The organism is Streptomyces sp. JLBJ103, from assembly GCF_058215575.1.
Genome location: NZ_CM177089.1, coordinates 4098322 through 4116569, shown reverse-complemented (window position 1 = coordinate 4116569; position 18248 = coordinate 4098322). Strand labels below are relative to the sequence as shown.

The 18248-nt window shown below is 69.1% G+C and carries 17 protein-coding genes and 1 tRNA gene; 9 read left to right on the top strand and 9 right to left on the bottom strand.

Translation table 11 applies throughout. The annotated features are described in order from the left end of the window. The first annotated feature begins 223 nt into the window (after positions 1-223). Complete coding sequence (locus AC4BEG_RS18080; RefSeq protein WP_490706887.1) at positions 224-2458, top strand: transglycosylase domain-containing protein; 2235 nt, start codon at positions 224-226, stop codon at positions 2456-2458. Between the two features lie 196 nt (positions 2459-2654). On the opposite strand, the gene AC4BEG_RS18075 is transcribed toward AC4BEG_RS18080, so the two are convergent. After that, positions 2655-3122, bottom strand: coding sequence for a GatB/YqeY domain-containing protein (locus AC4BEG_RS18075; protein ID WP_490706886.1), 468 nt, complete (start codon positions 3120-3122; stop codon positions 2655-2657). 77 nt (positions 3123-3199) lie between these two features. Between AC4BEG_RS18075 and AC4BEG_RS18070 the strand changes: the two genes are divergently transcribed. Both AC4BEG_RS18070 and AC4BEG_RS18065 read left to right on the top strand, forming a co-directional pair. Continuing rightward, positions 3200-4129: a metallophosphoesterase gene (locus tag AC4BEG_RS18070; protein WP_490706885.1), complete on the top strand. Its 930-nt coding sequence runs from the start codon at positions 3200-3202 to the stop codon at positions 4127-4129. Positions 4130-4217: 88 nt separating this feature from the next. After that, positions 4218-4291, top strand: a tRNA-Pro gene (locus AC4BEG_RS18065). Between the two features lie 90 nt (positions 4292-4381). Here AC4BEG_RS18065 and AC4BEG_RS18060 read toward each other — a convergent pair. The 5 genes from AC4BEG_RS18060 to AC4BEG_RS18040 form a co-directional block, all read right to left on the bottom strand. Continuing rightward, positions 4382-6460: a nuclease-related domain-containing DEAD/DEAH box helicase gene (locus AC4BEG_RS18060; RefSeq protein WP_490706884.1), complete on the bottom strand. Its 2079-nt coding sequence runs from the start codon at positions 6458-6460 to the stop codon at positions 4382-4384. A 99-nt stretch (positions 6461-6559) separates the two neighbouring features. Then, positions 6560-8050 (bottom strand): membrane-associated oxidoreductase, encoded by a 1491-nt coding sequence (locus AC4BEG_RS18055; RefSeq protein WP_490706883.1) that lies wholly within the window; start codon positions 8048-8050, stop codon positions 6560-6562. A 126-nt stretch (positions 8051-8176) separates the two neighbouring features. After that, complete coding sequence (locus tag AC4BEG_RS18050; protein ID WP_490706882.1) at positions 8177-8593, bottom strand: pyrophosphohydrolase domain-containing protein; 417 nt, start codon at positions 8591-8593, stop codon at positions 8177-8179. A gap of 73 nt (positions 8594-8666) precedes the next feature. After that, positions 8667-9986 (bottom strand): cation:proton antiporter, encoded by a 1320-nt coding sequence (locus AC4BEG_RS18045; protein WP_490706881.1) that lies wholly within the window; start codon positions 9984-9986, stop codon positions 8667-8669. A 3-nt stretch (positions 9987-9989) separates the two neighbouring features. Continuing rightward, positions 9990-10460, bottom strand: coding sequence for a cation:proton antiporter regulatory subunit (locus AC4BEG_RS18040; RefSeq protein WP_490707114.1), 471 nt, complete (start codon positions 10458-10460; stop codon positions 9990-9992). 307 nt (positions 10461-10767) lie between these two features. On the opposite strand from AC4BEG_RS18040, the gene AC4BEG_RS18035 reads away from it, so the two are divergent. The 3 genes from AC4BEG_RS18035 (at position 10768) to AC4BEG_RS18025 (ending at position 12531) form a co-directional block, all read left to right on the top strand. Next, positions 10768-11208, top strand: coding sequence for a hypothetical protein (locus tag AC4BEG_RS18035; RefSeq protein WP_490706880.1), 441 nt, complete (start codon positions 10768-10770; stop codon positions 11206-11208). Between the two features lie 329 nt (positions 11209-11537). Continuing rightward, on the top strand, positions 11538-11978 hold the full coding sequence (locus tag AC4BEG_RS18030) for a TOBE domain-containing protein (protein ID WP_490706879.1): 441 nt from the start codon (positions 11538-11540) through the stop codon (positions 11976-11978). Between the two features lie 115 nt (positions 11979-12093). Continuing rightward, positions 12094-12531, top strand: coding sequence for a DnaJ family domain-containing protein (locus tag AC4BEG_RS18025; protein ID WP_490706878.1), 438 nt, complete (start codon positions 12094-12096; stop codon positions 12529-12531). A gap of 217 nt (positions 12532-12748) precedes the next feature. Here AC4BEG_RS18025 and AC4BEG_RS18020 read toward each other — a convergent pair whose 3' ends face one another. Further along, positions 12749-13135, bottom strand: a complete 387-nt coding sequence (locus AC4BEG_RS18020) for a VOC family protein (protein WP_490706877.1) — start codon at positions 13133-13135, stop codon at positions 12749-12751. 270 nt (positions 13136-13405) lie between these two features. Between AC4BEG_RS18020 and AC4BEG_RS18015 the strand changes: the two genes are divergently transcribed. Both AC4BEG_RS18015 and AC4BEG_RS18010 read left to right on the top strand, forming a co-directional pair. Then, positions 13406-14383: an ATP-binding cassette domain-containing protein gene (locus AC4BEG_RS18015; RefSeq protein ID WP_490706876.1), complete on the top strand. Its 978-nt coding sequence runs from the start codon at positions 13406-13408 to the stop codon at positions 14381-14383. Next, positions 14380-15279: an ABC transporter permease gene (locus tag AC4BEG_RS18010; protein WP_490706875.1), complete on the top strand. Its 900-nt coding sequence runs from the start codon at positions 14380-14382 to the stop codon at positions 15277-15279. The genes AC4BEG_RS18015 and AC4BEG_RS18010 overlap by 4 nt, the downstream gene beginning before the upstream one ends. A 67-nt stretch (positions 15280-15346) precedes the next feature. Here the strand turns inward: AC4BEG_RS18010 and AC4BEG_RS18005 are convergent, their stop codons facing one another. Then, positions 15347-16093: a VOC family protein gene (locus AC4BEG_RS18005; RefSeq protein ID WP_490706874.1), complete on the bottom strand. Its 747-nt coding sequence runs from the start codon at positions 16091-16093 to the stop codon at positions 15347-15349. A 331-nt stretch (positions 16094-16424) separates the two neighbouring features. Here AC4BEG_RS18005 and AC4BEG_RS18000 point away from each other — a divergent pair, with 331 nt between their 5' ends. Continuing rightward, positions 16425-17702 carry a cytochrome P450 gene (locus AC4BEG_RS18000; RefSeq protein WP_490706873.1) on the top strand — a complete coding sequence of 426 codons (1278 nt, stop codon included), beginning with the start codon at positions 16425-16427 and terminating at the stop codon, positions 17700-17702. A gap of 91 nt (positions 17703-17793) precedes the next feature. Here AC4BEG_RS18000 and AC4BEG_RS17995 read toward each other — a convergent pair whose 3' ends face one another. Further along, positions 17794-18168: a nuclear transport factor 2 family protein gene (locus tag AC4BEG_RS17995; protein WP_490706872.1), complete on the bottom strand. Its 375-nt coding sequence runs from the start codon at positions 18166-18168 to the stop codon at positions 17794-17796. Positions 18169-18248 lie beyond the last annotated feature (80 nt).

The following is an 18248-nucleotide window of genomic DNA, read 5'->3' as shown; positions in this document are numbered from 1 at the left end:
ACGGAGTGAGCTGGCGACATTTGCGATTACTAGTGCAAATCCGGGCAGTTCACCCAAGGAAGAAAGGGCAGCTCAGGACAGAGGGCCGCAATCCGGGCAGGTCTCATCACTCACGTGAGTGAGGGTGGGGGTGTGGCACAGCCGTGCGTCTGTGGCTGGCGCGAAACAGCTTATGCGAACACCCGGTCCCCTGTCCGGCGATTCGGCACGTAGGCTGCCCCTCATGGGTAATACGCGCTCGGGCGGGGGGCTCTCCACCGCTCAACAAGCCGCGAAGTTCCTCGGCGTCAGCGCGCTGGCCGGCGCGGTCATGGCCGGGCTCGCGCTGCCCGCGGTCGGGGCGTTCGGCCTTGCCGCCAAGGGAACGGTCGGGGCGTTCGACGAGATTCCGGCCAATCTCAAGACTCCGCCGCTCAGCGAGCGGACCACCATCCTGGACGCCAAGGGCGGCGAGATCGCGAAGGTCTACTCCCGCGACCGCACCATCGTGAAGCTCAAGGACATCTCCCCCTATATGCGTCAGGCGATCGTCGCGATCGAGGACGCGCGCTTCTACAAGCACGGGGCGGTCGACCTCAAGGGCATCCTGCGCGCCGTGAACAAGAACGCCCAGAACGGCGGCGTCTCACAGGGTGCGTCCACCCTTACCCAGCAGTATGTGAAGAACGTCTTCGTCGAGGAGGCGGGCAACGACGAGAAGAAGGTGGCCCAGGCCACCCAGCAGTCCATCGGCCGCAAGATCAAGGAACTGAAGTACGCGATCCAGGTCGAGCAGGAACTGGGCAAGAAGCGGATCCTCGAGAACTACCTGAACATCACCTTCTTCGGGCAGCAGGCGTACGGCATCGAGGCCGCCTCCCAGCGTTACTTCAGCAAGCCCGCCAAGGACCTCAAGCTGGAGCAGGCCGCACTGCTGGCCGGTCTCGTCCAGTCGCCCAGCCGCTACGACCCGGTGGCCAACCCGGAGACGGCCAAGACGCGGCGCGACACCGTGCTCCAGCGCATGGCCGAGGTGAAGGACATCAGCCAGGCGCAGGCCGAGGCGGCCAAGAAGAAGCCGCTCGGTCTGAAGGTCAGCCGGCCCCGAAGCGGCTGCATCACGGCCGTCCACGGCGCCGGCTTCTTCTGTGACTACGTCCGCGAGGTGTTCTACAACGACCCGACCTTCGGCAAGACCCGCGAGGCGCGCGCCAAGCGCTGGGACCGGGGCGGCATGACGATCCGCACCACGCTGGACCCGCAGGCACAGAAGTCGGTCCAGAGTTCGATCAAGTCGCATGTCTACCAGTCCGACCGGGTCGCCACCGCCGTCTCGCTGGTCGAGCCGGGCACCGGCAAGGTGCTGGGGATGGGCCAGTCCCGGCCGTACGGCTTCGGCAAGGACGAGACGCAGATCAACCTCTCCGCGGACAAGTCCATGGGCGGTTCGAACTACGGCTTCCAGGTCGGTTCGACCTTCAAGCCGATCACCGCCGCGGCCGCCATCGAGCGGGGCACCAAGCCGTACAAGCGCTACTCCTCGCCGTACAAGATGGAGTACCCGAGCCCGGTCAGCACCTGCAAGGGCACCTGGACCAACAACGAGGGCGCGACGGTCGAGAACGAGAACAAGAGCGAGGTCGGCCCGTACGGGATGAAGGAGGCGACCGCGAAGTCGGTCAACACTTACTTCGTCCAGCTGATCAGCGAGATCGGGGTCTGCCCGGTGACGACGCTGGCCGACAAGATCGGCGCGAAGCGGGCCGACGGCAAGGAGCACCACCAGGTGCCCTCCCTCACTCTCGGCACCGAGGGCTTCTCCCCGCTCACGATGGCCAACGCGTACGCGACCTTCGCCAACCGCGGTGTCTACTGCTCCCCGGTCCTCATCGAGTCGATCACCGGGCCCGGTGGCAAGGCGCTGAAGGTCCCGAAGTCCACGTGCAAGCGCGCGATGTCGCAGAAGACCGCGGACACCATCAACACCCTGCTGCGCGGTGTGGTGGAGGACGGCACCGGCAAGCAGGCCGGGCTCCAGAGCCGGTCGAGCGCCGGAAAGACGGGTACCACGGACGAGCGAAGGGCCGCGTGGTTCGTCGGCTACACCCCGAACCTCGCGGGTGCGGTGTGGGTCGGCGGCCCGGGCGCCGAGGGCGTGAAGATGGAGAACATCACCATCGGCGGCGTCTACCACGACAAGGTCTACGGCGCGGACACCCCGGGTCCGATCTGGAAGGACGCGATGACCGGCGCACTGGAGGGCAAGCCCGCGCCCGGCTTCGCCACCGTCCCGATCAACGACCCGGACGACCACAGGCCGGACCGCCACGACAAGCCGGGCCATGACAAGCCGGGCCGCGGCGACAACGGTGGAGACGACCCCTGGCCGGACATCTCCCTTCCCCCGGACCTGATCGGCGGGGGCCACAACGGTGGCGGACACGGAGGCAAGAGGGACGGCGGCTTGCGCCTGCCGTAGGAACGGCGACTGAGCGCTGAGGGGGCCGGGCATGTCATGCCCGGCCCCCTCAGCGTGTCTGCGCTCACGGCCCCACCAGCGAAAATCCCGCGAACCCCGCGAACCCCGCGAACCCCGCGAATCCCGGGGCTCCCGGGCTCCGGGAAGATCGCCGGGGGAAGCCGGAGGAAGCCGGAGGAAGCCGGAGAAAGAGGTCTCAGCCCGCGAGCTGGCGCTTCACCGCGGCGGCGACCCGGCCGCCCTCGGCCCGCCCGGCGATCTTGGGGTTCACGATCTTCATCACGGCGCCCATGGCCCGCGGCCCCTCGGCACCCGCCGCCGCGGCCTCCCGCACGGCCTCGGCCACCAGCGCGTTCAGCTCGTCGTCCGTCAGCGGCTTCGGCAGGTACTCGGCGAGCACCTCGCCCTCGGCCTGCTCCCGCGCGGCCTGCTCGGTCCGCCCGCCCTTGGCGAAGGCGTCGGCCGCCTCGCGGCGCTTCTTCGACTCACGCGCGATGATCTTCTCCACCTCGGCATCGGACAGCTCACGGGCGCTCTCACCCGCGACCTCTTCCTTCTGGATCGCGGTGAGGGTCAGCCGGAGAGTGGAGGAGCGCAGCTCGTCGCGCGCCTTGATCGCCGCGGTGAGTTCGTCCTGCAACCTGGACTTGAGCGTGGTGGTCATGGCGTCGAGTCTGCCAGTACTGGCCGGGAATCACCCGAAGATTTCTCCCCCACTCGCGTTCTGCGACCATGGTGACCATGCGCGCGCAATACGGAGTACCTCTGGGAATCACGGCGGTCGGCGCAGCCGGCCTCGCCTACGCGGTCGGCTTCGAAGTCCGGTCCTTCCGGCTCCGACGGATCACCGTCCCGGTGCTCCCGAGCGGAATGCGGCCCCTGCGCGTCCTCCAGATCTCCGACATTCACATGGTCAGCGGCCAGCGCAAGAAGCAGCGCTGGCTCCAGTCCCTCGCCGGACTGCGCCCCGACTTCGTCGTCAACACCGGCGACAACCTCTCGGACCCCGCGGGCATCCCGGAGGTCCTGGACGCGCTGGGCCCGCTGCTGGAGTTCCCGGGCGCGTATGTCTTCGGCTCGAACGACTACTACGGACCGAAGCTGCGCAACCCCGCCCGCTACCTCTTGGAAAAGGCCACCGGCCGCCACGGCCTCAACGGCAACGCCCCGGTCGTCGGCGCGATCCACAACCCCTGGCACGAGCTACGCGACGCCTTCGACGCGGCAGGCTGGGTCGGTCTCTCGAACACCCGGGGCCGGCTGAAGCTGAACGACATCGAGATCGCCCTCACCGGCCTGGACGACCCCCACATCAAGCGCGACCGCTACGCCGAGGTGGCCGGCGGCCCGGAGACGGACGCGGACCTGTCCCTGGCCGTGGTCCACGCCCCCTACCTCCGCGTCCTGGACGCCTTCACTGCCGACCGCTACCCCCTGATCCTCGCGGGCCACACCCACGGCGGCCAGCTGTGCATCCCCTTCTACGGCGCCCTGGTCACCAACTGCGACCTGGACACCCAGCGGGTCAAGGGCCTCTCCAGCCACCAGGCCGGGGGCCACACCTCCTACCTCCACGTCTCCGCGGGCTGCGGCACCAACCGCTACACCCCCATCCGCTTCGCCTGCCCCCCAGAGGCCACCCTCCTCACCCTCACCCCCCAGACACCCTGAAACCGGACACCCCCGCCCCCACCTGCGAGAGCCCCGAAACCGGATTTCGTCTCTGGCCAGCGGTCCGCTAAAGTAGAGCTCGTTGCTTCGGGGTGTAGCGCAGCTTGGCAGCGCGCTTCGTTCGGGACGAAGAGGTCGTGGGTTCAAATCCCGCCACCCCGACTGAAGGAACACAGGTCAAAGGGCCTATCCGCTTCTCGCGGATAGGCCCTTTGCGTGCGTGGGGCCCAACAGGGGGCCAACCTGTTTGGATCAAGCTTGGGGCGGGCGGTGGATGCTGCCCAGCCAGAGGACGTCGCGGGCGCGCGTCATGGCCACGAAGAGCTGGCTGCGGGAGAGCTCGTTCCGCTCGCGTTCGGTCTCGAGGGTCTTCGGGGCGGTGGTGGAGAGGGTGGCGCGGTGGTCGGGGAGGAAGACGCGTTTGAACTCCAGGCCCTTGGCGCGGCGGTAGCTGCCGAGTTTGACGGCGTCGACGGGGCGGCCGTCGTAGTGCTCCAGGAGGCGGGCCGGGATACCGGCGCGTTCGAGGAGGCGTTGGTACTGGCCGATGGCACGGGTGGAAGGGCACAGGACCGCGGAGTCGGCGCGGGCTCCGGGCGGGAGGTCGCCGAGTGCGTCGAGGAGCGCTTGATCGTGCTCGGCCCGGGTGGGCCGGGAGACGTGGATCACCTGTCCGTCGTGGTAGGTGAGGTCGACGTCGCGGCGGCCTGAGGTGGGCAGACCGTCGATGTCCTCGAAGGTGTCCTGCTCGACGACGGCGAGTGCCGCGTCGAGGATCTCCTTGCTGTTGCGGTAGTTGGTCCGCAGGACCTGCGCCCGGTCGCCACGGATGTCGATACCGGCGTCGGACATGCGGAAACCGCCCGGGTAGACGGCTTGTTGACCGTCGCCGACCAGGAGCAGCCCGTTGGGGGCGTCGCCGACGAGGCTGTGCAGCAGCCGGACGCCGACGAGGGTGAGGTCCTGGACCTCGTCCACGATCACGGCGGTGTGGCGGTGCTGCCCGGTGCGGCGGCGCGCTTCCGTCAGGGCGAGGGAGAGGACGTCGTTGAAGTCGTGCACACCGCGTTCGGCGCGGAGCGCCTCGTATGCCTCGAACAGGGCCCATACGGCTTGCCGGTGGTTCCGTCGCAGGCTGGTACGGCGGCGTAGGCGGGGCACCGTGGCGTACTCGTCGAAGGAGGTGATGCCACGGCCCTTGATGACATGGGCGATCTCCTCCCGCCAGTACGTCGGCGTCGGGTCGATCTCGGCGAGGCAACTGTCGCGGCCGACATGCTTCCAGGCGAGGCTGAAGGCGGTCTCGGCCTTGTCGCCGTTCAGCCGGGCCTCGACGCCGCAGTCGCGGAGGAACTCCCGCGCCCAGGAGTGCAGGCTGCGAAAGTCGACCCGGTCGGCGACGGCGGGGGACATGGACTTGAGGAAGGTCGCCTGCACCCGGGGGAGGTTGTTGGCGAAGGTGACGTACAGGACGCGGCCGTTGGTGCGCCGGACGAGATGGGCCGCGCGGTGCAGTCCGACGACCGTCTTGCCGGTGCCGGCCGGGCCGCTGATGCGTGCGGGGCCGGACCAGTTTCGGCGCACCAGGGCGACCTGATCGGGGTGGAGGAAGGTCATCCACTGTTCGATCGGGGCCCGCAGCGCTTCATCGAGAGCCGCCTCGCGCAGTCCTTCGAGGTCGAACAGGCCGTCCGCTGAATCCGCCCGGGGGCCGATCGGTTCCGACGCCCCCTGGGGTATGGACGATGTCTCGTACTCGGGGAAGACCTGCTCCAGATGGTTGGCGATGGCGTTCACGGTCGGGGCGGGCACCCGGCGGCGTTCGGAGAGCAGGGCCGGGCCGACCTCGCGCTCCCCCAACAGCCGGATCCTGCCCAGCTCGGCGTGCAGACGATGCCCCGCGAAGACCATGAGGGGCTGGACGGCGACCGGGGACATCCCGAGCGACGCCACCGCCGATTCGGCCACCTTCGTCACGGCCAGGAGCCGGGTGGCGTGCTCGTCGCGGGACGCACCGTCGGCGACGAGCCGTCCGTCCAACGCCTGTGGGGCCGAGCGCCAGTTCTTGACGTCGATGACGAACACGCCGCCGGGGCCGATGAGCAGCATGTCCACATTGGCGGCGCGCGTTCCCGGCCATCGGCGGTCCACCAGCAGCCGCCAGCCGCGCTCGGTCAGCACTAACAGCTGTGCGGCGACCCGGCGTTCGCCCTCACTGGCGGCTTCCCATCTGCGTGCCTGCCGTCGGGCCGCCTGCCACTGCTCCCTGAGCAGCCGCTCCTGCCGTCGTGCCTCCTGCGCTCGCCGCGACGCGGATCCACCAGCTGCCATGCACGCCCCCTCACGCACCCTCGTACGCAGAGTAATGATCATAAAGCGGTGGGCGAACACACGACAGGGCGCAAGCCGGCAGGGGCGGCCAGGTGGCGGCTATTGGCGGCTCAGGGAGCGGCTGATGCCCGCGGCGATGGTGGTGGCCAGGATCCAGCCGGTGACGATCAGGGTGTAGGAGAGCCACTGGTACCAGCCCTGGGGGGCGAAGGCCTGCTCCTGGCCGAAGCCGATGATCGGGAGGAGGAGATCGACGGTGTAGAAGAGGGCGTTGAAGTCGGGGGCCTCGTCGGGCTTCAGCGGGCGGGGATGGTGGAGGGCGAAGGTGAGGGCGCCGGTGAGGAGGAGGGCCAGGAGCCAGCAGGCGGCGCGCATGGGGCGGAAGCCGTAGCCGACGGTGAGGTCCTGGACGTGGCCCCAGAGGCGGGCGTAGCGGGGGAGGGTGTGGCGGTGGCGGCGGAGTTTGGCGAGTTGGACGGTGCGTGCGGCCGCGTCGTCGCCCGCGGTGCGGTAGGCGGTCGTCAACTGCTCGTAGAGGTACGGGAGATAGCCACCCTCTTCGTGTTCGAGCAGGGGCAGGCGCTGCTCGGCGGGAAGGTGCGGGGTCAGGCTCCGATAGCTGAGGCCGTCCATCCGGACGCGGTCGGGCCACACCTCCGGGGCGATGTGGAGGAGGTCGAGCTGGGCGCCGCGCAGATTCAGGACGCCCTCGATCGGGGCGGCTTCGCGCAGCCACAGCTCGCCGATGGTGGCACTGCTGGCGCGCAGGGCCTGGCCTTCGGGGTGGGAGAGCCGGACGTAGGCGAAGTTCAGGTGGCGCGGGATCCTGGCGCCGCTCAGATTGACGCGGCCCTGGGCCCGCATGCGCATACCGCGCAGATCGGTGCCAACGGTCAGGTTCTCGGCGTGCAAGGCGGTGCGGCCGGGGGCCAGGAGGTGGGCGTCGTCGAAGTTCACGTCGCCGTCGACCGTGGCTCCGTTCAGCCGGATCAGGCCATGGGCGACGAGGCCGCGGGCGACGATGTCATGGCCGACGAGGGCCTGGTTGAGTTCCAGCACGGCTTCCGGGGGCTCACCAGGGTCCGGTTCGGCCGGGCTGAGCGGGGATTCGAGGCGGGCTCCGTCGAGGAACACGGCTCCGCCGATATGCGCTCCCGCGAGCCGGACCGGGCCGGTGGAACGGCAGCCGGTCATCAGCAGGGCGCCGTCCACCCGAATGGCTCCGGCGGTGAGTCCGGGCAATACGGAATGCTTGAATACCAAGGTCCGGAATTGGGCGCCGTACAGGGCCGGAGGGTTCTCGAAAACGCAGTGCCGCAAGCGGACCGGGTGCTCGATCGTTCCGTAGCGGAGGTCCAACTGCCCGGTGATTCGAGCGCCGAGTACTTTCAGAGCGGGTATCTCACCCTCTCTTACCGGACCGTCGAGCAGTAAAGCCCGCAACACCTCGGCCCGTACGGTCCGTTCGGGTCCCCATTCCGTGCCGGGCTCGGGGTCGTCCTCACCATCGGCGCGGAAATCGACGCCTTCGCCCAGCGGAAATGCTTCCCATACGCGGCGTTCCGCGGGCGTCAGGTCGTTGATCTCCATCGGCGGGATGGTGTCGCGCGGGCGTTCGGGGTGTCAACTCCCCTTTTTAGCGGACGAGATGGAGGCCCCCGGGCCGGAGACCGGGACCGGTGCGCAGACGCGAGTTGGGACATCGCCCCGCCCCCGTCACTTCCGGTTCGTGTCGTCCGCGGCTCTCCAGCCCTGCCGGTGCAGTACCGCAGATACATCCGGCGCCTGGTAGTGGTCCCCCTTGAGGACCTTGCCGTCGGCCCGGAGAGTGGGACGCCCGTCGGGGCCCAGCTTGGTCATATTGGCCCGGTGAATCTCGGCGATCACCGCGTCGAGATCGATCCCATGGACAAGCGCGGTGCCGTACGCGACATAGACCACGTCGGCCAGTTCATGGGCGAGATGGGCGAGGGTGCCCTCGGCAGACGCCTCGGCGACCTCGGCGACCTCCTCGGCCAGCAAGTCCTGGCGGTGCGCGGCGAGTTCGGATGAGACCGCGGTGGGCGTCGTCCGGGCGTCGAGACCGAAGGCCAGATGGAATGCGCGGACCAGATCGGCGGGAGAACGATGCACCAGCCGATCGTACGCGGCCGGGCGCCCGTTCCGTTTCGTTCCGTTCCGTTCCGGCCGGGCGTCCGGCCTCCGCTCATGAGCGGCCGAGCGTGTCGTACTCGTCCGCCGCCGTCTCCTGGGGCTCCTCCGCCGCGGGTGCCGCACCGCCGTCGCCTTCGGTCCGTTCCGCGTGCTCCGCCCGTTGGGCCCGTTCAGCCTGTTCGGCCTGTTCGGCCCGTTCAGCCCGCTGCTTCGCGCGGCGGGCGGTCAGCCGGGAGACGAGGGGTTCGGTGCCACGGGCGGTGAGCGGGCCGAGCACAACCATGATCAGCACATACGCCGTGGCCAGCGGCCCGAGCGAGGGTTCGATCCCGGCGGTGACGGCGAGCCCGGCGATGACGATGGAGAACTCGCCGCGGGCGACCAGCGTGCCACCGGCCCGCCAGCGGCCCCGGGACGGGATCCCGGCTCGCCGCGCCGCCCAGTAACCGGTGGCGATCTTCGTACCGGCGGTGACCACGGCCAGCAGCAGCGCGGGCAGCAGCACCGGCGGAATGCTGGCGGGGTCGGTGTTCAGACCGAAGAAGACGAAGAACACCGCGGCGAACAGATCCCGCAACGGACTGAGCAGATTGTGCGCTCCCTCGGCCACCTCCCCGGACAGCGCGATACCGACGAGGAACGCCCCCACGGCCGCCGACACCTGAAGCTGCTGGGCGATTCCGGCCACCAGCAGGGTCAGGCCCAGCACCACCAGCAGCAGCTTCTCGGGGTCGTCACTGGAGACGAAGCGGGAGATGACCCGGCCGTACCGGACGGCCAGGAAGAGCACCAGCCCGGCGACGCCGAGGGCGACGGCCAGGGTCGCACTGCCCGCGGCCAGGCCCACCCCGGCCAACAGGGCGGTGACGATCGGCAGATAGACGGCCATGGCCAGGTCCTCGAGGACCAGGATGCTCAAGATCACCGGCGTTTCGCGGTTGCCGAGCCGACCCAGGTCCCCGAGGACCTTGGCGATCACACCCGAGGAGGAGATCCAGGTGACCCCGGCCAGCACCACCGCGGCCACCGGCCCCCACCCCAGCAGCAGGGCCATGGCGGCGCCGGGCAGCGCGTTGAGCGCGGCGTCGACAAGTCCGGCCGGGTACTGCGTCTTGAGGTTGCTGACCAGATCGCTGGCCGTGTACTCGAGGCCGAGCATCAGCAGGAGCAGGATGACGCCGATCTCGGCGCCGATGGCGACGAACTCCTCGCTCGCGCCGAGCGGCAGCAGTCCACCCTTGCCGAAGGCCAGACCGGCGAGGAGATAGAGCGGAATCGGGGAGAACTGGAGCCGTCCGGCCAGCCGTCCCAGCAGCCCAAGGCCCAGGATCACCGCGCCGAACTCGATGAGGAAGACAGCGGAAGAGTGCACGGCTCACTCCCGCCCGAGTATCGCCGCGGCCGTGTCCACGCCTTCGCGGGTGCCGATCACGATCAGGATGTCCCCGCCGGCCAGCCGGAAGTCGGGGGCGGGGGACGGGATCGCGCCGGAGCGGCGCAGCACCGCCACGATCGAGGCGCCGGTCTCGGTCCGCATCCGGGTCTCACCGAGCACCCGCCCGTTCCAGTACGAGGCCGAGTCCAGCTCGATCCGCTCGGCCACCAGGCCGAGTTCGGTGGTGGAGAGGAGGTTCGGACTGTGATGGGACGGCATCAGGGCATCGACGAGAGCTTCCGCTTCCTCGGCCGTCAGCCGTGTGGACAGTGCGCAGGCGTCCGGGTCCTCTTGCTGGTACGCGCTGAGCGTGCGCCCGCCGTCGCGATGCGCGATCACCGACAGCCGGCGCCGCTCGCGCGTGGTCAGGTCGTAGCGCACACCGATCCCGGGCAACGGCGTACTGCTCATCCGCGGAGCGCCCACAGTTGATCCTCCTCCTTGCCGCGCCTTTCGCGCCCAGCCACTTCTGCCATCCTGATGAATGGTAAAGAATAGGTAATGGCAGGCAGTCGGCCAGGGTCGCCGGGACGTTCCCGCCCCGTGGAATCGGCCGCGGCCCGCCGCGTCACGGGCCCGCCACGTCCCGTGGCCGCCGTGGAGCGGTCGGGCCGCGGGAGTGACGGGTTCCGGGCGCGGCGGAGCCTCGGGAGTGGTTGGCTGTCGAGAGTGGCCGATCGACGGGTGCGGCCCGGCGGCGACGATGAGGCGGCGAGCCATGAAGAGGACGGTGACCACGATCGAGTGGAGGCAGCTCAGCTCCGGTGTACGGCCCGTCCCCGAACCCGTCGCCACCCCGGTCATCTGGGTCGCCGCGTTCGTCGGGGCGCTGCTGCTGGTGGCGGTCGTCAACTTCCTCGGTGGCCACGGCCGCCCGGGCTTCGCCTTGATCGCACTGTCCTTGCTGGCCGCACTGCTGGGGGTGTGCGCCCGTTTTGTGGCGGCCCCGGGCACGGCGGCCCTGTGCTGGCTGTTTCTCAACGCCTTCGCCATCCCGCCGTCGGGGGAGCTCACCTGGGCGCAGGGCCGTGATACCGGATGGCTCGCCTGTCTGCTCGCCGCGGCCGTCGCCGGGACCGCCCTCGCGCGGATCGTCAACGCCCGTGCCGGATACCGGCGGATCACGCCGCACGGGCACGGCGCCTGGCCGTCGGACTGAACGGCGCCTGGCCGTCGGACTGAACGGCACCTCGCCGTCGGACTGAACGGCACCTCGCCGTCGGACTGAACGGCACCTCGCCGTCGGACTGGACGGCACCTCTCGTCGGACTGAGCCGTTCCGGCTGCTGTCGGAGCGGCGCGCACGGACCGAACCGGACCGCGTTCGCCGTACCGCGCACGGACCGAGCCGATGACGTTACGCCGAGACCCCGCCGCCGCGAGCACCTCCCGTCGCATACGGGAGGCGATGCCTAGGGTGGGCACGTCAGCGGAGATCGCCCCCAAGGCTCTCCCGGCCTTCGTCTCCGCTCCCGGAGTGGTGCACCCATGAGCCTCAGCATCCGCAATCAACTCCCCGCCACCGTCATCGCCGTGACCCCGGGCGAAGCCATGGCCACGGTCCAGAGCCGACTGGCCGGTGGCCAGATCGTGACGGCCGCGGTGACCCTGGGCGCCGTCGAGGAACTCGGCATCGTGGCGGGGGCCCGGGTGACGGCGTTGGCCAAGGCCACCGAGGTCGCGTTGGCCACCGGTGAGGTCTCGGGGCTGAGCATCCGCAACCGGCTTCCGGGCACGGTCTCCGGCCTCGCGCTCGGGGCGGCCATGGCCACCGTTGTCATCACGCTCGACGGAGGCGGGGAACTCACCGCCGCCATCACCCAGGACGCGGTGCAAGACCTCGAACTCGCCGAGGGCACCCGTGTCACCGCCCTGATCAAGTCCACCGAGATGTCGCTCGCCACGATCGATCCCATGCAGCCCATGTAGCCCATGTAGCCCATGAATTCGGGCCATTTCGCCGCCGCCCTCAGCGCGGTACGCATACGGCGGGGCCGACAGGGGCTGTAGCGCATTCCGGGGCGTGCGAGGGACAATTGCGGATATGACCGAGCGCAAGCCACCAGGCATCAGCTTCGAGACATGGGCGGACCGGCAGATCCGCGAGGCGGAGGAGCGCGGCGACTTCACCGATCTGCCAGGATTCGGAAAGCCCCTCCCCAACCTCAACCGCCCCTATGACGAGTTGTGGTGGGTAAAGGAGAAGATGAACCGGGAGAATCTCTCCTTCCTGCCGCCGACGCTCATGCTGCGCAAGGAGGCGGAGGACGCGCTCGCGGCGGCCGCCGAGGCGCCGTCGGAGCGCGCGCTGCGGGAGTTGCTCTCGGAGGTCAACGACAAGATCCGCGCAGCGATCCGCCGACCGCCGCCGGGCCCACCACTCAATCTGGCGCCCATCGACATCGATGAGGTCGTCAGGGAATGGCGGGAGCGGCGAGCGGCCGATGGGACCGATGATCCAGCCGACCGGAAGACCGGCTAGGTCCTGTCCTGTCGATCTTCGTGGATCAGCCCGCGGCGTCTGGTGAGGGGGCACCTCCCAGCGGTAACTGGGGGAGGATCGCAGGAAGGTCGTCCTCGTACTGGGTGTACTCGGACGATCCCGACAACGCGGCGAGGCGCGGTGCCCGTCGCCGCGGGCCCGCGAAGATCGGCAGGACAGGGCCTAGATCGACCGGGAGACCGACTGGGCCTCCCTCCTACTCCTCGTTGCCGTACGGCTGGGTGAGGATTTCCATCGCATGGCCGGACGGGTCCAGGAAGTACAGCCCGCGCCCGCCGTGATAGTGGTTGATCTCACCCGGCTGCTTCCGGTGCGGATCGGCGTAATAGGTGATGTCCCGGTCCTGGATTCGCGCGAACGCCGCGTCGAACTCCTCGTCGGAGATGAGGAACGCATAGTGCTGCATGGCGATGGACTCGGCGGGAATGGTGGCGAAGTCCAGGGTGACGCTGTTACTGGTCTGCACCGGGATGAACGGGCCCCATTCGGCCCCGACCTCAAGATCCAGGATATTCGCCAGGAATTCGGCGGATTCCCGCTTGTCGCGGGCGTGGATGATCGTGTGATTCAGCTCGACTGACACGGTGGAATGCCTCCGTACGGCAGTCTCACGGGCACCTCCATGTCTCACCCGGTCGGTGACCGACACGCGATGCCGTACTTCCGATCGTAGGCGGCAGCAATCTGCGGCGTCGAGACCATGACCGTTTGTGACCGATTTCCGCGCTCCGTAGCCAGCGCGCTTTCCCTGCACCCGCGCCCCGGGCGCACGGGCCACCTCGGCGCGTGAGCGGGCGGCGCCCGGGTACTCCCGGAGAGTCCGCTTCTTCCCTTCAGGCCCATGGGGAGCACCATGGCGACGATCGAGAACACCCGTCGCCCCGAGACGGTCATCCACACCGCCGGGCTGACCAAGATCTATCCGCATACGGACTTCGCCGCCGTGGACCGGCTGGATCTGGAGGTCTACCACGGCGAGATCTTCGGGCTACTCGGCCCCAATGGAGCGGGCAAGACCACCACGGTCGGGATGCTCACCACCCGTGTTGTCCCCACGGCCGGTTCGGCGTACATCGGCGATATCGATGTGATCGCCCATCCCGCGCTGGCCAAGCAGGTCATCGCGGTCGTCACCCAGCAGAACACCCTGGACCGTTCGCTCACCGTCTGGGAGAACCTCTACTTCCACGGGCTGCTGTTCGGGATGTCCGGCAAGGGGTCACGCCAGGTGGCCGACCGGCTGCTGGAGGAGTTCCGGCTCTCGAAGTGGGCGTCGTCCTCGGTGTACGCACTGTCCGGCGGGATGGCGCAGCGGCTGATGGTGGCCCGTGCGATCTTCCACCGCCCCGCCGTGCTGTTCCTCGACGAGCCGAGCGCCGGTCTCGATCCACAGAGCCGTATCGCCCTGTGGGAGATTCTGGACCGGCTGATCGCCGACGGTCAGACGATCCTGCTGACCACGCACAACATGGACGAAGCCGATCAGCTCTGTGACCGGGTGGCCATCATCGATCACGGCCGGATCCTCGCCCTGGACACCCCCGCGGCCCTCAAGCAGAGCGTGGACGCCGACACCGTCGTCACCGTTCTGGCACGCGGTGACGCGGATGCGCTCGGCGAGCTGCTGACCCGTGAGATCGCCGAGGTGGTCCGGAGCCGGCCGGTCAAGGGCGGGGTCGAACTCCAGGTCAAGGGCAATGACCGGCTGCTGCCCCGGATCGTCAACGCCGCGGAGAACGGCGGCTTCCGGCTGATCGACCTGTCCGTCAGCGCGTCCACACTGGAAACCGTGTTCATCTCGCTGACCGGGAAGGAGCTGAGGGACGAATGACCGCGGCGAGCGGTCGCCCCCGCCCCACCCCCGGTCCGCCGGAGGGCCGCATCGCCGTACGTCCCGCCCGGTCCGCGGCGGCGGCCGGCCGTTCCGCCCTGGCCGCGCTCATCCGGCGGGATCTGACCGTTCTGATGAAGAACTTCGGCGAATTCGTGGGCCGCACGCTGATGCAGCCCTTCCTTCTCGTCTTCGTCTTCCTCTACGTCTTCCCCACCATCGGACAGGGCATCGGATCGAGCGGCGGTGAAGCCGGGGAATCCGCGTTCGCGACCGTTCTGGTGCCGGGGGTGGTCTCCATCGCGATCATGTTCCAGGGGATTCAGTCGGTGGCGATCCAGATGTCGCAGGAGTTCGGCTTCACCCGGGAAATCGAGGACCGGGTTCAGGCGCCCTGCCCGATCTGGCTGGTGGCGGTCGCACGGGTGCTCTCGGGAGCGGCCCAGGGGCTGATCTCGGCGATTCTCGTCTTTCCGATCGCGGCGGTGGTGCACGCCCCCGGGGTGCGCGCCGATCTGTCGGTCCACTGGTGGGTCGTGATCACCCTGATCCCGCTGGCCTGTATCACCATGACATCGCTGGGGCTGCTGCTCGGCACCTCGTTCGAGCCGCAGAACATCGGAGTCATGTTCGGCTTCATCGTGCTGCCGCTGGTGTTCCTCGGGGGCACGTACTACCAGTGGACCAAGCTGTCACTCGTCCATCTCGGCGGATTCCATTGGCTTCAGATCCTGGTGCTCGTCAATCCGCTGATCTACATCACCGAGGGCATGCGGGCGGGGCTCACCCATGCTTCACATATGCCGCTCTACGTTGTTTATCCGGTGCTGGTGGGCTTCTGTGTGGCCTTCCTCGGCTTCGGCCTCCGGAATTTCCGCCGTCGGGTGCTCTCGTGAATCCGATGCCCCAGCCCGTATGGACACCGGGTCACGGACGGACACCGGGCCACGGACGGGCACCGGGTCAGGTCCGCGGGAGCGCCGCCACGCTGAAGATTCCGCCCTCCGGATCCCGTAGCGCCGCGATCCGCCCATAGGGAGTGTCGGCCGGCGGGGAAATCATGCTGCCCCCGAGTTCCACGGTGCGGGCGGCCACGACATCGACGTCCACCACCTGGAAGTAGACATGCCAGCGAGGCCGGACATTCGGGTCGGGCGCGGCCTCCAGTGCGCCGCCGCGCAGCCCCGCCACCGCCTTGCCGTCGATGTGCAGCACCACCCGGTCGTGCTCGAACCGCACATCGAGCCGCTCCCGCTCCTGCGAGTCCCAGCCGAAGACTTGGCCGTAGAAGAGCGCGGCGTCGAACGCGTCACGCGTGCGCAGCTCCAGCCAGACGGGCGCCCCGGGGCGGCGCTCGCCCCACCAGGCGGAGGTGAGATCACCCTCCCAGATGCCGAAGACCGCACCCTCCGGATCGGCCGCCCAGGCCACCCGGCCGCTGCCGAACTCCAGCGGCCCGACCGCGACCGTGCCCCCGCGCTCCTGGGCGCGCTGGGCCACCTCGTCCGCGCTGTCCGCGGCGAAGTACGTGGTCCAGGTGACCGGAAGCGTCATCCCGGCCGACGGCGACGACGCCCCGATGCCGACGGTCGGTACGCCGCCCTCGGTGTACGCGATGGTGTAGCGGCCGTGGCCCTGTCGGGTGGGCCGGAAGCCCCAGCCGAAGAGATCACCGTAGAAGGCGTGCGCGCGGTCCAGATCCGCTGCCATGAGACTGACCCAGCACGGCGCCCCCTGGACAGCGCGGAATCTCTCCCGCAAGACCGCTCACCTCACTCCGCTTCCCACTCCGCCATGCTCCACGCAGCCCTCACCGCACGGGCATCCCGCCCGGTATCTCCACTTTCCTCCGGATCTCCGGACTCCGCCACCGCGACCCTCCGGGCCGAGGGCCGCGCCGCCGGACTACCGCCGGACTTGCCGCCGGACTGCCGCCGGACCGACGGGTGAACGGGCGGACGAGGGCTTTGTGGCGTATCACACCGATGCGGGCTTGGCGCCTGGGGACGGCCGCCCTGCGGAGGCAGTGCAGTATTGCGCCATGTCGAATCTCCGCTCAAACATCGTCACCTGGCTGGGCCGCAAGTACTTTTCGAGGTTTCACAGAAACGGCTTCGACCTGTCCAAGATGTCGTTTCTCCCGGACGCCACCCTGGCGCCTCTGAGGCGTGAGGGACTCGACCCCGTTGCCGATCTGTCCCGGACCAGGGCGAAGGAGCCCATCAGCAAGCTTCAGCTCCCCTTTGGGATAAATGCCTGGCTTGTCACCGGATATGACGAGACCAAGGCCGTGCTGGGGAAGGCGAAGGGCTTCAGTTCCGATTTCACCAATCTCGCGGAGCGGAACATCGGGGTCGCCGCGCAGCAGAATCCGGGCGGCCTCGGCTTCAGCGATCCACCCGTGCATACAAGACTGCGCCGCCTGCTGACACCCGAATTCACCATGCGGCGGCTCAGCAGGCTCACCCCTCGCATCCACGCGATCGTGGAGGAGCGCCTCGACGCGATGGCCGCGGCGGAGGGGCCGGTCGATCTGGTGGAGGCGTTCGCGCTCCCCATCCCGGCCCTGGTCATCTGCGAGTTGCTGGGCGTTCCGTACGAGGACCGGGAGGACTTCCAGCGGCACAGCACGGCCCGTTTCGACCTCTTCGGCGGGGCGAACGCCTCCTTCGGCGCGATGTCCGACCAGCTCGCGTATCTGCACGGCATCGTCCGCAAGCAGCGCGAGACTCCGGGCGACGGACTGCTCGGCATGCTGGTGAAGGAGCACGGTGACGATCTCGACGACCAGGAGCTCGCGGGCCTGGCGGACGGGGTGCTGACCGGTGGTCTCGAGACCACCGCGAGCATGCTGGCGCTCGGCACGCTCGTCCTGCTCCAGGCGCCCGACCAGTTCGCCGCGATGCGCGACCAGGACGAGGTGGTCGACCCGTTCGTGGAGGAACTGCTGCGCTATCTCACCGTGGTGCAGGTGGCGTTCCCACGCTTCGCCCGCGAGGACATGGAGATCGGGGGCACGAAGATATCCACAGGCGATCTCGTGCTGTGCTCGCTCAGCGGAGCCAACCGCGACGAGAAGCTGGGCCCGGACATGGAGCGCGTCGATCCGCACCGGCAGTCCTCGTCCCACCTGGCCTTCGGCCACGGCATCCACCGCTGCATAGGCGCCGAACTGGCCCGTATGGAACTCCGGGCGGCCTACCCCGCGTTGGTGCGGCGCTTCCCGCACATGCGGCTGGCGGTCCCGGCGGAGCAGCTCTCGTTCCGGAAGCTGTCCATCGTGTACGGCGTGGACGAACTGCCGGTGGTGCTCGGGTAATCGCCCCGGTGGCGATGAGGAAGGGCGGCGAAGGGGCGGGAACAGGGCGGGGAGAAGGAGAGCGAGGGGGGACGGAGTAGGGGGACGACGGTCAGAAGCGCTCGGCCATCTGCTCGCGCTCCAGCGGGGGTTCGTACGGCGTGGGCCAGAAGTCGGTGATGGTCTGGATCCGGCCGTCCGGCGCGGAGGTGAAGAAGCTGATGCCCTGGGTCTCCTCCTCGTCCACGGTGAACCGGACCCAGGAGACCGCCTGAGTGCTGTCGGCGACGACGCGCTCGACCTCAAGGCTCCACTCACCCAGGTACTCGGCGTTGAAGCGGACCACACCGTCCCGGCCGACCACCCGCTCGCGGGTCTGCGGCAGCTCGTAACGGACATCGTCGGCGAGCGTGGCGCCGAACGCCCGCCAGTCCCTGGCCTGGGCCGTCGCCCAGTACGTCTCAACAGTCGCGCTTATGTCGCCCATCAGTCCCCCTCCATGTACGCAGGCCGTTCGTCCCCGTCGCGAACGTTATCCACAGGCGCGGGGGGACGCCAGCGCGAGAT